This window comes from Rhodococcus sp. G-MC3, assembly GCF_030063335.1.
GTDB lineage: Bacteria > Actinomycetota > Actinomycetes > Mycobacteriales > Mycobacteriaceae > Rhodococcoides.
The window spans coordinates 148,064-161,649 of sequence record NZ_JASISW010000002.1 but is presented as its reverse complement, the minus strand read 5'-3'; the positions used below and the strand labels follow the sequence as shown (position 1 = coordinate 161,649).

The following is a 13,586-nucleotide window of genomic DNA, read 5'->3' as shown; positions in this document are numbered from 1 at the left end:
TCTACTTCTCCCAACTGGGTTGTCTCTTCTGCAGAAAGGACATCATCCCCTCTCGCGCCTCCTCCGATGCAAACAGCCTGGCCGACTGCGCCGCGAGTTCCTCCCCGCGCTCGTCGAGGCCGGCAAGGACTGCCGCTGTGACCAACTTCTTCGACTCGGCCAGGCCCTGCGGCGACGACGGTCTGAGGGAGGCGAGGATCTCCTCGACGGTGGACTCCGGTTCGGCGCTCGCCTCACTGATCAGCCCGATGGCCTCCGCCTCGTGCGCACCGAACTTCTCGCCGGTGACGAAGTAACGACTCGCGGCCCGAGAGTTCATCCGAGGGAGAAGAGTCAGCGACACGATCGACGGGGCAAGACCGAGCCTCGCCTCGGTCAGCGCGAAGGTCGACGCCGGGCCTGCGACGACGATGTCACAGGCCCCGACGAGGCCCATTCCGCCTGCCCGGACGTGACCGTCGATTCTGCCGATGACGGGTTTGGGGGTTTCGAGGATCGCCCGCAGCAATCCGAGCATCTCAGAAGTGCGACGCTCGATCGAACCACCCGCCTCGGTGAGGTCGGCACCTGCGCAGAACGTGCCGCCGCTGTGGGTGAGGACGATGGCACGGACGCCGGGATCCTTGCCTGCCTCGGCGAGGCCCGCAGTCAATTCCTGCACCAACTGCGTCGACAACGCGTTCCTGTTGCGCGGGGTGTCGAGCGTAAGTGTGGTGACCCGGTCGACGGTGGTTGTGGTGACTGCGGTGACGCCGACTGCCATCAGTAGGACCTCGGCAGCCCCAGCGAATGCTGAGAGACGAAGTTGAGGATCATCTCGCGACTGACCGGTGCGACGCGGGCGATCCGAGCGGCACCGAGCATCGCAGCCAATCCGTACTCCTCGGTGAGTCCTGCGCCACCGTGGGTCTGAATCGCCTGATCGAGCGCCTTGATGCTTGCTTCGGCAGCGGCGTATTTGGCCATGTTGGCGGCCTCGGCGGCACCGAAGTCGTCGCCGTTGTCGTACAGAACCGCGGCCTTCTGCATCATCAGCTTGGCGAGTTCGAGTTCGATCTTCACCTGCGCGAGCGGATGCGAAATACCCTGGTGCGCACCGATCGGCGCCTTCCAGACCGTGCGCTCGTTGGCGTACTTCACCGCGGCGTCGAGCGCGTACCGGCCCATCCCGACTGCCATGGCCGCACCCAGAATGCGCTCGGGATTGAGTCCGGCGAACAGCTGCATGAGGGCCGCGTCCGCTTCACCCACCAAGGCTTCCGCGGGCAACCGGACGTCGTCGAGGAACAGCGTGAACTGGTGGTCCGGCTCGATGATGTCCATCTCCATCCGAGTTTTCTGAAAACCCTCGGAGTCGGTCGGAACGATGAACAGCGCCGGCTTGAGCTTGCCGGTCTTGGAGTCTTCCGTTCTGGCCACGATCAGAACTGCGTCCGCCTGGTCGACGCCGGAGATGTAGATCTTGCTTCCCTTGACGATCCAGTTGTCACCGTCGCGTCTGGCTGTCGTGGTGATTTGGTGGGAGTTGGATCCGGCGTCGGGTTCGGTGATGCCGAAGGCCATGATCTTCGAGCCGTCGGCGAGCGCAGTGAGCCAGTTCTGCTTCTGATCCGCGGTGCCGTATTTACCGATGATGGTGCCGCAGATTGCCGGGCTGACCACCACGAGCAGCAGACCCGCGCCATGGGCTGCAAGCTCTTCCTGGACGAGAGCGAGTTCGTAGATACCTGCACCGCCGCCGCCGTACTCCTCGGGGAGGTTGACGCCCAGGAATCCGAGTTTTCCTGCCTCGTTCCACAATTCGGTGAGCGGCTCACCTTTTCGGGCGCGCGGTAGCACGTAGTCGATGTAGTTGTACCGCTTGCCGAGCGAGGAAACTGCGGCGCGCAGGCCCTTCTGCTCTTCGGTTTCGATGAAACTCATTCCTGGTCTCCTTCGTGACTTACCACTGCGAGCACTGCTCCGACTTCCACTTGCTGTCCGGCTACTACATTCAGCTCGGCGAGGACGCCATCGGCGGGCGCGGTGACGGTGTGCTCCATCTTCATCGCTTCGAGCCACAGGATCGGCTGCCCGGCCGTGACATTGTCACCCAGCGCTACTGCCACCCGGACGACACTGCCTGGCATCGGTGCAAGCAGTGAACCCGCAGCGACCTCCTCGGTGGGGTCGGTGAAGCGCGGCGCGCGTTCGAGCCGTACCGGGCCGAGCGGCGAGTCGACGAACACCTGGGAGCCGTACCGGCTCACAACGAAGGTTCGGCGAATCTTGTTGTCGTCGAGAACAACTCGCTCTGGGGTGTGCACCACCAGGGAGACTCCATCCAGATCCGTCGTCAGTCCGTAGCGCCCGAGCGTGTATTCGACGGTGACATCGCCGTACTGTTTGCGCTGGGGCTGAGACGGCAGGTTGCGCCAGCCGCTCGGCAGGCCCCTGTTCACCTTCGCGCTTTCTCGGTTGGCCGCGGCGTCGGACAACGCTGCCGCGAGCGCCGACAACTCGAGTGCCCGCCCCTGGGCAATCGGCTGTGACAGAACCGCGAGACCGTGCGTCTCGAAGAAGGCGGTGTCGGTGTCGCCCGCAAGGAACGACGGGTGCCTCAGGATGTTGACGAGCAAGTCGCGATTGGTGATCAGTCCGTGGATCGTGGCCTTCTGCAACGACTTCGCCAGCAGGTTCGCGGCTTGTTCCCGGGTCGGCGCAAATGAAATGACCTTTGCGAGCATCGGGTCGTAGTGCACACCGACGACGCTTCCGGTCTCGACGCCCGAGTCGACCCTGATGCCGGTCTTGTCGAGAACCTCGAACTGCGCACCCGGGATCTCGAACCGGTGAACGGTGCCACTCTGCGGCTGCCATTCCTGCGACGGGTCCTCGGCGTACAGACGCACCTCGATGGAGTGCCCGCGCGTCTGCGGCTGTTCGGCAGGCAGTGCGCCACCGCCGGCGACATGGATCTGCAGCGCTACGAGGTCGAGTCCCGTCGTGCATTCGGTGACAGGGTGCTCCACCTGCAGTCGAGTGTTCATCTCGAGGAAGAAGAAATTGCCCTTCTCATCGGCGAGGAATTCGACAGTGCCTGCGCCTTCGTACCCGATGGCTTCGGTGGCGAGCCTGGCGGCGTCGAACAGTCGGTCTCGCATGCCGGAGATACGTTCGACGAGGGGTGAGGGCGCTTCCTCGACGACCTTCTGATGTCGCCGCTGAATCGAGCACTCGCGCTCGCCCACCGTCCACACCGTGCCGTGACGGTCCGCCATGACCTGAACCTCGATGTGGCGTCCGGTTTCGATGTACCGCTCGACGAACACTGTGGAATCACCGAATGCAGACAACGATTCTCGCTGCGCTGCTTCGATTTCGGAGTTCAGGTCGGCGAGCGTCCTGACGATCCGCATGCCGCGGCCCCCACCGCCTGCCGAGGCTTTGATCAGCACCGGCAATTCGTTCTCGGTGATCGTCTCGGGATCGAGCTGGGTCAGGACCGGCACTCCGGCATCGGCCATCATCTTCTTGGACTCGACTTTGGAGCCCATCAGCTCGATGGCCTTCGTGGGCGGCCCGATCCACGTCAACCCGGCATTCTGGACCTGCTGCGCAAATTCGGCGTTCTCGGAGAGAAATCCGTATCCGGGGTGGATCGCGTCGGCTCCGGCCTGGACTGCGGCGGCGATGACGAGTTCCCCCCGCAGGTAGGTCTCCGACGAGGCATTGCCCGGCAAGCGGACTGCGGCGTCGGCGTCACGCACGTGGGGTGAGTCGGCATCGGCGTCGGAGAAGACGGCGACGGTGTCGATTCCCTCGCTGCGGCAGGAAGCGAAGACTCGGCGGGCGATTTCACCGCGGTTGGCAACTAGCACTGAGGTGATCATGCATCACATCCGGAAGACACCGAAGTTCGCGGTGCCTTCGATCGGGGCAGAAGCAATGGCCGAGAGGCACATTCCCACTACCGTGCGGGTGTCACGGGGGTCGATGACGCCGTCGTCGTACAGGCGTCCGGAGAGAAACATCGGCAGCGACTCGGCTTCGATCTGATTCTCGATCATCGCACGAAGTCCGGCATCGGCCTCCTCGTCGAACACCTGGCCCCTGCCTTCGGCCGCGGCCCGTCCGACGATCGAGATCACGCCCGCGAGCTGCGCACCGCCCATGACCGCTGATTTGCTCGACGGCCAGGCGAACAGAAATCGCGGATCGAACGCCCTGCCGCACATGCCGTAGTGGCCTGCACCGTAGGACGCGCCGAGCAGGATCGAGATGTGCGGGACCTTCGAGTTGGACACGGCATTGATCATCATCGAGCCGTGCTTGATCATGCCGCCTTCTTCGTATTCCTTGCCCACCATGTAGCCGGTGGTGTTGTGCAGGAACAGCAGCGGAGTATTCGAGCGATTGGCGAGCTGAATGAACTGCGTCGCCTTCTGCGATTCTTCGCTGAAGAGGACGCCGCGGGCGTTGGCCAGGATGCCGATCGGGTAGCCGTGCAGCTCTGCCCAGCCGGTGACCAACGATCCGCCGTACATCGGCTTGAACTCGTCGAAGTCCGATCCGTCGACGATGCGTGCGATGACCTCGTGCGGATCGAACGGGATCTTCAGATCCGTCGGGACGATACCGAGTAGATCCTCGGGGTCGGCAAGAGGCTCGATGACCTCGGCACGCGGTTTGGGGCCCTTCTTCGTCCAGTTCAGTCGCTTGACAATGCTGCGTCCGATGCGAATCGCATCCTGCTCGTCGACAGCGAAATAGTCGGCGAGACCGGACTTTCGGGCGTGCATCTCGGCACCGCCGAGTGATTCGTCGTCGGAATCCTCACCCGTCGCCATCTTCACCAGTGGCGGCCCAGCAAGGAACACCTTGGAGCGTTCCTTGATCATGACGACGTGATCGGACATGCCGGGAATGTAGGCACCGCCCGCGGTGGAGTTGCCGAAAACCAGTGCGATCGTTGGGATCCCTTGTGCTGAGAGCTGCGTCAGATCGCGGAACATCCGACCGCCGGGGATGAACACTTCCTTCTGAGTCGGTAGATCGGCGCCACCGGACTCGACGAGCGAGATGACCGGGAGACGGTTCTGCGTCGCGATGTCGTTGGCGCGAAACCCCTTCTTGAGCGTCCACGGATTGCTGGCACCGCCGCGCACCGTCGGGTCGTTCGCGACGATGAGGCATTCGGTTCCGCTGATCACACCGATACCCATCACGGTGCTTGCCCCGACCGGGAAGTCGCTGCCCCAGGCCGCAAGCGGGCACAGTTCCAGGAAGGCGGAGTCCTCGTCGATCAGCAGTTCGATGCGCTCGCGCGCAAGCAGTTTGCCGCGCTTGCGGTGTCGCTCGACGTACTTCTCGCCGCCACCGATCAGCGCCTTGCCGTGCTCGGCGTCGATTTCGGCGAGTTTCGTGTTCATCGCCTCGGTGGCACCGGTGAACTGCTCCGATGCGGTGTCGAGGGTGGACTTCAGCACACTCATGCCTGGTACCCCAATCGTTTTGCTGCCAGTCCGGTCAGAATTTCGGTGGTGCCTCCGCCGATCCCGAGGATGCGCATGTCACGGTACTGGCGTTCGACTTCGCTTTCACGCATATACCCGAGACCTCCGAAAAGTTGAACGGCTTGGTTGGCAACCCACTCGCCGGATTCGACAGCCGTGTTCTTGGCGAAGCAGACCTCGGCGATGAAGTCGTTGTCCGATTCGAGGGATCGCTCGACGAGGTAGCGCGTGTAGACCCGGGCCGTGTCGATCTTGCGGGCCATCTCGGTGACGGTGTTCTGCACGGATTGCCGCTTGATCAAGGGCTTTCCGAACGTTTCGCGGTCGCGGACCCACTGCAAGGTGAGGTCGAGGCACCGCTGCGCGCTCGCGTACGCCTGTGCAGCGAGGGCAATGCGTTCGGTCAGGAAAGCCTGGGCGATCTGCGCGAAGCCGGAGTTCTCGGCGCCGACGAGGTTCGCCACCGGGACACGGGCATCCGTGAACGACAACTCGGCAGTATCGGACGCGCGCCAGCCCATCTTGTCGAGCTTGCTCGTCACCTCGAATCCCTCGGTTCCCTTCTCGATCACCAGAAGGGAGACACCTCCCGCGCCGTCGCCACCCGTCCGCACCGCAGTGACGACGAAGTCAGCTCGGCAGCCGGAGGTGATGTACGTCTTCGAGCCGTTGACGACGTAGTGGTCGCCGTCCTTGACCGCCTTGGTGCGCAAGTGCCCGACATCGGAGCCGCCGCCCGGCTCGGTGATCGCGAGGGAACCGATCTTGGTTCCCGCCAAGGTGGGCCTGACCCACTTGTCGATCTGATCCTTGTCCCCCGCTGCGACGATGTGCGGTAACGCAATTCCGGAGGTGAACAGCGAAGCGAACAGCCCACCCGATGCCCCTGCCTCATGCATTTCCTCGCAGATGACAACAGCATCCGCGAGATCTCCACCGTCACCGCCGACCTCTTCGGGGAAACCTGCACCGAGAAGTCCGAGAGCTGCTGCTTTGGTGTGCAGATCGCGAGGGAGCTCGCCGTCGCGCTCCCAGTCGTTCAGGTAGGGCGCGATGTCCTGCTCGACGAAGCTGCGCACCGTCTTGCGGAGCTGCAGCCGCTCGGGAGTGGTCCAGATTGTCATGTGAAGTCCCCCTGGAAGATCAGTGTTTCGGGAATGTCGATGTGGCGAGACCGCAGCCATTCACCGAGTCCCTTGGCCTGTGGATCGAATCGAGCCTGGGATGCGACGCCTTGCCCGAGGATGCCCTCGATGACGAAGTTGACGGCACGCAGGTGCGGCAGGACATGCCGGGTGACGGTGAGGTCTCTCGTCTCCGGCAGTAGTTTCTTCAGCGCGTCGACGGTGAGAGCATGTACGAGCCAAGCGAACTCGTCGTCGGTGCGCACCCACACGCCGACATTCGCATTGCCGCCCTTGTCGCCGCTGCGTGCGGCCGCGATGGTGCCGAGGGGGACGCGGATGGTCGCCTCGTCGGGACGCGTTTTCGGGAGGTCGGGCTGCTGGAGGGGTTCGAGCTCCCTGGTGTCTTCGGCCGGCGCGATGTCATGACGCGATCCGTCGGGCAGCACTGCGATATGCGGAACCTCCACGACCGGCACGTAACCGGCGGTGAACACTCCGTACGGCGCTCCGTGCCCTGGAGGTGCCGTCAGCGAGAATCCCGGGTAGCTGGCCAGAGCAAGTTCCACTGCCACCGAGGAGAACTGACGGCCTACGATGTTCGCGTCACTGTCCCGAGCAACGCACCGCAGCAACGCGCTGGCAGTTTCCTCCGTCGGCGAATCGGGCTTGTCGGTGCGGACGAGTGTCCAGTCGAGTTCAGCAGGACGTACCGGCAACCAGGATTCGAACTGCTTCTGCACAAGTTCGGCTTTGGCGTCGATGTCGAGGCCCGTCAAGATCAACGTGAACTCGTTTCGAAAGCCCCCGAGGGAGTTCAGCGAGACCTTCGAAGTGGGAGGTGGGGCCTCACCCTTCACCCGAGAGATCCCGATGCGGTTACTGGATTCCCGAGTCAGTACCGCGGTGTCGATACGGGCGGTGACATCGGGGTTCGCGTACCGGCCGCCGGTGATCTCGTAGAGCAACTGCGCGGTGACGGTGCCGACGCTGACTGCTCCCCCGGTGCCGTCGTGCTTGGTGATGACCGAGGAACCGTCGGAGGAAATCTCGGCGATCGGGAACCCCGGGCGCGCCATGTCGGCGATCTCGGTGAAGAACGAGTAGTTTCCGCCGGTTGCCTGGGTGCCGCATTCGATTACGTGGCCTGCGACGACTGCGCCAGCCAGAGCATCGTAATCGGTTCTTGCCCAACCGAAATGATGCGCCGCGGGCCCGACGATGACGGACGCATCGGTGACCCTGCCGGTGACCACGACGTCGGCGCCGGACTCGAGGCACCGGGCGATCCCCCAGGCGCCGAGGTAGGCATTGGCCGTCAGGGGGCTGCCGAGCCCGAGTTCCTGCACCCGCCCCAGAAGATCGTCGCCTTCGACGTAAGCGATCTTCGCACCCGAGCCGAGCTTGTCGAGAGCCTCGGCCAAACCCGCCGGATTCAAACCGCCTGCGTTGGCAACGATCTTCACACCTTTGTCGAGCGCAAGTCCGAGGCAGTCCTCAGCTTGGCGGAGAAAGGTTTTCGCGTATCCGCGGGACGCATCTTTCATGCGATCGCGTCCGAGGATGAGCATCGTCAGCTCGGCCAGATAGTCGCCGGTGAGGTAGTCGAGTTCACCGCCTTCGAGCATCTCGCGCATTGCGACAAGCCGGTCGCCGTAAAAGCCGGAACAGTTGCCGATTCTGACGGCCGCATCGTGTGGTGTCACTGTTTTTCTCGTCCTGCTCCGGGAGGGCCTGCAAAGGCCTGGGCGATGGTGATCCAGTACTGCGCGTCGGGGCCTTCGGCGGTGATGTCGAGGTCGTCACGGTGGGCTCGCTGCGTGACGAGGCGACAAAAATCAGCAGCCGAACCGGTGACGCGCTGTGACGCGTCACCGGGGCCCCAGGTCCAGATCTCACCCGAGGGGGAGGTCAGCTCTATCCGGAACGGCTCGGTCGGCGGAGTCTGTTGGTTCACCGCGTAGGCGAAGTCGCGGGTGCGGACGCCGATGTGGGCGACGCCCTTGATGCGTTCGGTGGGCTCGGCGGTGATGCCGAGCGCGTCGGCGACGTCCTGGCCGTGCGCCCAGGTTTCCATCAACCTGGCGGTGGCCATGGACGCCGCGCTCATCGGCGGTCCGAACCATGTGATCTTCACACCCTGCGGCACGGCCACCAGCGCGTCGGCCATGGCGTGCCTGCGCGCGCGCCAGGTCGTCAGCAGCCCGGGAGCCCGCGATTCTTCCTCGGCGGCAACGGCGACGAAGCCGGTCGGATCGCTCCACGCCTGCTTCAGCACGACGTCGAATTGGGCGCTCGCCACGGAGTCTCCGGCGGCACCGGACGTAGTGCGTTCAGCGACGTTGTCGGTCCACGAGAGGTGCCCGATCTGGTGCGCTATGGTCCAGCCTTCGGCTGGGGTGGGCGTTGCCCATTGGTCTTCGGTCAGGTCTGCGACGAGCGCATCGAGTGCGTCGCCTTCAGCCCGAAGGTCATCGACGATCGAGTCGAGGTCGGCCATGCACATAGCTTCACATCCGCCATTCAAAAAAGCAAGCACGCCTGCTTGTTAATGCTGGACAGATTTTCGCGAAGTGTCCAAAGGGTCGATGTAAATGCGTTACCGTGTCGGCATTCCGATCGCCTTCAGTGCCGATCGGTCGGGGATGGGGAATCGTCGTATGCAAATCGGATCGAAAATCAGCGCGGTCGTATCCGCCGTCGTCGTGATTGTGGCGGCGCCCGGAGCGACGGCGACCGCCGACATCCAACAGTTCCTCGATGTCGGCACAGTCTCAGTCCCCCGCGCCGAGTGCGGCCCCGGCTCCAATCCCGAGACCGGACTTCAGGGCGACGTTCCCGCCGAGGATCGCAACTCTGGTCGCAGCGCTCAGGGATACAGCTGCAACACGCACCTCGTCGGCGGCTTTCGAGGACAGGGCGGCGCGATCACGTCGACGACGTTCGAGCACTGCTCGTACACGGGCTCGTTCTTTCCCGGAGATTTGCTCGGCCAGAACCGAGGCGTCCAGGTGGTCGACGCGTCCGATCCCACCCAGCCAGTGGTCACCACGAGCCTTACCGAGCCTGCGATGATCGGCGGCACCTGGGAGACTCTGAAGGTCAACCGATCGCGCAAGTTACTCGCTGCCACGGCCGTTCCCTTCGTCGCCGGTGGCGGCTACATCTCGGTGTACGACATCAGCGATTGCGCTCACCCTCGGCTGCTCAACCCTGGCCCCGGCACCAACCCGGCGATGCCGCTAGCCTTTCTCTCCCACGAGGGAGGCTTCTCACCGGACGGCAACACCTACTGGGCGGCCTCGAACGGCGGAGGAATGCTGACCGCGATCGATCTCGCCGACCCGTCGAACCCTCACGTGATCTGGCAGGGACTGACCGGCATCGAGAACCATGGCTTCGGCGTCTCCCCCGACGGAAACAGCCTGTATCTGTCGGCGGCTGCGGGAATCACGGTCCTCGACGTCAGCTCGGTGCAACGCCGCGACGCGTATCCGCAGGTTCCGCACATCGGCCGGATCTTCTGGACGGACGGGATTTTCACTCAACACAGTGTGCCGGTGACGTACGACGGTGTCCCGCACCTGTTCACCGTCGACGAGGCAGGTTCCGGCGGTGTGAAGCTCCTCGACGTATCGGACGTGGACGACATCGCGATCGACGCGAAGATCAAACTTGAAATCAATCTCCCTCAGAATGCCGAAGCAAACCTGCGGTCTTCGCAAGGCGGATCGTTGTTCGCATACGAATCGCACTACTGCGCGGCCGATCGGCCCGACAACCCGACCGCACTGGCCTGTGGCTGGATCTCGTCGGGCATCAGAGTGTTCGACGTGCGCGATCCCGACGCGATCCGAGAGATCGCCTACTACAACCCACCTGCACTCACCGGCCAGAACACCGCGTTGACCAACTCGGCGCATGCGATGGCGTCGATCATCGGAATCCCGGCCCTGAGCTTCCTCAGTCAAGGTAGAGCCGCGTTGGAGGGAGATTCGAATCCGGCGAACACCATTACTCGACGATCGGGGCAGGTGCTGTTCGGTGACCTGTCCTCCGACTGGTGTTTCTCCCCGCCTGAATGGCACGGCAACCAGCTCTGGACCTCCTGTAGCGACAACGGGTTCATGATTGTCCAACTCGATAACGACGTGTATTCCGTTCCGGCGGATCAGCAATCGACCGTGGGATCCTGAGCGATGCCACCTCGCTTGTATGCCCTGTTGATCTGCGCGGCGGCCTGCATGCTCCTGGTTGTCGGCGCAGCACTGCGGCCCGTGTTCGATTCGCCTGCACCTCCGCCGACGATGCTGAGTTTCGGCGAAATCGGTTTCGCCCAGGACATGGCGGTGCACCATGCACAGGCCCGCTCGATCGCCGCGAGCCTCTCGCCAAAGGCATCTTCCGAGGTAAAATCGCTCGCCCAGCAGATCGAAGCATCGCAGAGCATCGAGATCGGCATACTCCACGGCTGGTTGATGCTGCTCGACCAACCACTGGCATCGGATAGCCCCATGCAGTGGATGAGTCACGCCGACAGTCACTCTCACACCGTCGAGGAGAATTCGCCGATGCCAGGTCTGGCATCGTGGGACGAGGTCAACGCACTATCTACTCTGACCGGCGACGACGCCGAGATACGCTTCCTGCAGTTGATGATCCGTCACCACCGCGGCGGAATCGAGATGGCGACGGCAGGGGCAGCGATGGCCACCTCCGATGCCGTCGCTCGCGCGGCCCGCTCGATGGCCGACGAGCAGACCAAAGACCTCGGGTACATGACGCTGATGCTGGAGCAGCGCAGTGCCGCAGCTCTGCCGTATCCGTGAATCCGAGTTCCGAAACTGCGGTCGTGGTACCGCCGTCGCCGAGCCGGTTCTGATCCGCCACCGAGTGGAGCATTTCCGACGATGCACAAGTCGTTCGACGCCTGCAATCAACCTGATGGCCGGGTACACCTAGCCGGTGTAGCCGCTCATGTCGTAGACCGTCACTCCGTCGACGGTCATGGACGTGAAGTTCGTTGCGACCCACTCGGCAATCTCGGACGACGTGCCGTCCGAGCCACCTCCCATTCCGCCGCCCTGGCCACCGGAGATGTAGTATTTCACCTGGTGGTTGCTGACGTAGGAGATGAACTGGTCGAGAGTCGGAGCCGGGTCGCTGCTCCAGCCACCGATAGCGATGACGGCCGTGTCGGTGTTCAGCTCATAGGTAGACGCTGACTGTGAGCCGTTGACTGCTGCCGACCAGGTAGTGTCAGCCGATTCCAGAAGGGTGTTCAGCTGGTCGCTGGATTCGGAGGAGCTGTCTCCCGTGCCGCCGCCGTCGGTCGGGGCTGTGCCGTCGGCCGGTACCTCTCCGGTGGGGGCTTGGCCGCCGCCGCTCGGACCACCACTGCCCGTGCCCCCTCCACCCATGCCGCTGGAGTCCGAGGCTGCGCCGGTGGGGCCTGCTGTCGGAATCGACCCGCCGTGGGCGGTTGCGGACGTGGCGATGGCGTACGAGGCCCCTCCGCCGAGGCCCGCGATGGCTCCGACAATGATTGCCACTGCTGCGAGCTTCTTGTAGCGACCCGCTGCGAGGATCAATACCGCTGCGATCACAGTTCCGGCCAGGAGTACCCACTTCAGCGCGGGCAGCCAATCGGTGTTGCGATGCAGGAGAACCCAACTCCAGGCCCCTGCGGCGAGCATCATAGAGGCAAGTCCTATACGGCCCCAATTGGATTCGCGCTTCAGCCACAATGCGTAGCCGCCGGTTCCAACGAGCCCGGCGATGGCCGGGGCCAATGCAACCGTGTAATAAGGGTGGATGGTGCCGGACATGTAGCTGAAGATCAGAGCCGTCACCAAGAACCAACCGCCCCAGAGAATCAGCGACGCGCGCAGCAGGTCGGTACGCGGCGCGCGTCCCCGAGCGATCAAGCCGAAGACAAGTGCAACGAGCGCCGCCGGGATGAGCCACGAAATCTGGATGCCCATCTCGCTGCCGAACAGTCGGTCGAGACCGGTGCTACCACCGAAGCTCGATCCTGCCGAACCGCCGCTCATTCCGCCGCCGCCACCGCCGTTTCCGTCGGAACCAAAGATGCGTCCGAGTCCGTTGTAACCGAGGACCAGGTCCATCACCGTATTGTCGGTCGAGCCGCCGATGTACGGACGTGCGCTGGCCGGCCACAGGGCGACCGTCAGCACCCACCAGCCTGCGCCTGCGATCAACGCTGCGAAGGCTCCGGCGAGGTGCAGCAACCGAGCGCGAAGTCGTGCTTGTCCAGCAACGAGATAGGTAAGGCCGAACGCCGGCAGCACGAGAAGACCCTGGAGCATCTTCGTCAAGAATGCGAATCCCAGTGCGACACCAGCGAACGCGAGCCACATTGCCGCGCGACGCCCCGCCTTGGTCTGGAGCGCCCGGACGACGAAGTAGCCGCCGATCGACATGAGCAGCACCAGTAGTGCGTCCGGGTTGTCGAACTTGAACATCAGGGCAGCTGCGGGAGTTGCCGCGAGTGCTGCTCCGGCGAGCAATCCGGCCGTAGGCGTCGCAACCCTCTTGACCGCGGCGTACACCGTTGCGACGGCGCCGACGCCCATCAGGGCCTGCGGTAGGAGAAGGGAAAAGCTGGAGAATCCGAAGATACGAGCCGACAGACCCATCACCCACAGCGAGGCAGGCGGTTTGTCGACGGTGATGAAGTTCTCCAAGTCGAGTGACCCGAAAAACCACGCAGTCCAGTCCTTGGAACCGGCTTGCACGGCAGCGGCATAGAACGTGTTGGCGTAGCCGCTGGCTGTGAGGTCCCACAGATAGAGGACTGCCGTCACGGCGAGCAATGCGCCGAACAACAGAGTGTTGCGGTTCGGCCCGAACCTGCTGGTACGCCGATGTTTGGGCTGCGGGCTCGGCTGCGAGTTCGCAGACCGAGGTGGCAGAAGTGTTGTAGTCACAGTGGTCCTCCAAGACC

At 63.7% G+C, this 13,586-nt stretch carries 10 protein-coding genes; 2 read left to right on the top strand and 8 right to left on the bottom strand.

The annotated features are described in order from the left end of the window. Position 1: 1 nt before the first annotated feature. Genes QMK17_RS02605 through QMK17_RS02575 form a run of 7 tightly spaced genes read right to left on the bottom strand, consistent with a single transcriptional unit; the run spans position 2 to position 9,119 of the window. Positions 2-763 carry an enoyl-CoA hydratase family protein gene (locus QMK17_RS02605; protein ID WP_283506865.1) on the bottom strand — a complete coding sequence of 254 codons (762 nt, stop codon included), beginning with the start codon at positions 761-763 and terminating at the stop codon, positions 2-4. Next, complete coding sequence (locus QMK17_RS02600) at positions 763-1,923, bottom strand: acyl-CoA dehydrogenase family protein (RefSeq protein WP_283506864.1); 1,161 nt, start codon at positions 1,921-1,923, stop codon at positions 763-765. Before QMK17_RS02600 ends, QMK17_RS02605 begins: the two co-directional genes overlap by 1 nt. Next, a complete protein-coding gene (locus tag QMK17_RS02595) occupies positions 1,920-3,872 on the bottom strand; it encodes an acetyl/propionyl/methylcrotonyl-CoA carboxylase subunit alpha (RefSeq protein ID WP_283506863.1) in 1,953 nt (650 codons plus the stop codon). Before QMK17_RS02595 ends, QMK17_RS02600 begins: the two co-directional genes overlap by 4 nt. Positions 3,873-3,875: 3 nt before the next feature. Beyond that, a complete protein-coding gene (locus QMK17_RS02590; protein WP_283506862.1) occupies positions 3,876-5,474 on the bottom strand; it encodes an acyl-CoA carboxylase subunit beta in 1,599 nt (532 codons plus the stop codon). After that, a complete protein-coding gene (locus tag QMK17_RS02585; protein ID WP_283506861.1) occupies positions 5,471-6,619 on the bottom strand; it encodes an acyl-CoA dehydrogenase family protein in 1,149 nt (382 codons plus the stop codon). The genes QMK17_RS02590 and QMK17_RS02585 overlap by 4 nt, the downstream gene beginning before the upstream one ends. After that, positions 6,616-8,325 (bottom strand): acyclic terpene utilization AtuA family protein, encoded by a 1,710-nt coding sequence (locus tag QMK17_RS02580; RefSeq protein WP_283506860.1) that lies wholly within the window; start codon positions 8,323-8,325, stop codon positions 6,616-6,618. The genes QMK17_RS02585 and QMK17_RS02580 overlap by 4 nt, the downstream gene beginning before the upstream one ends. Continuing rightward, positions 8,322-9,119 carry a TIGR03084 family metal-binding protein gene (locus QMK17_RS02575; RefSeq protein ID WP_283506859.1) on the bottom strand — a complete coding sequence of 266 codons (798 nt, stop codon included), beginning with the start codon at positions 9,117-9,119 and terminating at the stop codon, positions 8,322-8,324. Before QMK17_RS02575 ends, QMK17_RS02580 begins: the two co-directional genes overlap by 4 nt. 160 nt (positions 9,120-9,279) lie before the next feature. On the opposite strand from QMK17_RS02575, the gene QMK17_RS02570 reads away from it, so the two are divergent. Together QMK17_RS02570 and QMK17_RS02565 are read left to right on the top strand one after the other, a co-directional pair. Beyond that, complete coding sequence (locus tag QMK17_RS02570) at positions 9,280-10,815, top strand: LVIVD repeat-containing protein (RefSeq protein ID WP_442972685.1); 1,536 nt, start codon at positions 9,280-9,282, stop codon at positions 10,813-10,815. A 3-nt stretch (positions 10,816-10,818) separates the two neighbouring features. Then, a complete protein-coding gene (locus QMK17_RS02565) occupies positions 10,819-11,448 on the top strand; it encodes a DUF305 domain-containing protein (protein WP_283506858.1) in 630 nt (209 codons plus the stop codon). Between the two features lie 129 nt (positions 11,449-11,577). On the opposite strand, the gene QMK17_RS02560 is transcribed toward QMK17_RS02565, so the two are convergent. Next, positions 11,578-13,569: an ArnT family glycosyltransferase gene (locus QMK17_RS02560; RefSeq protein WP_442972677.1), complete on the bottom strand. Its 1,992-nt coding sequence runs from the start codon at positions 13,567-13,569 to the stop codon at positions 11,578-11,580. Positions 13,570-13,586 lie beyond the last annotated feature (17 nt).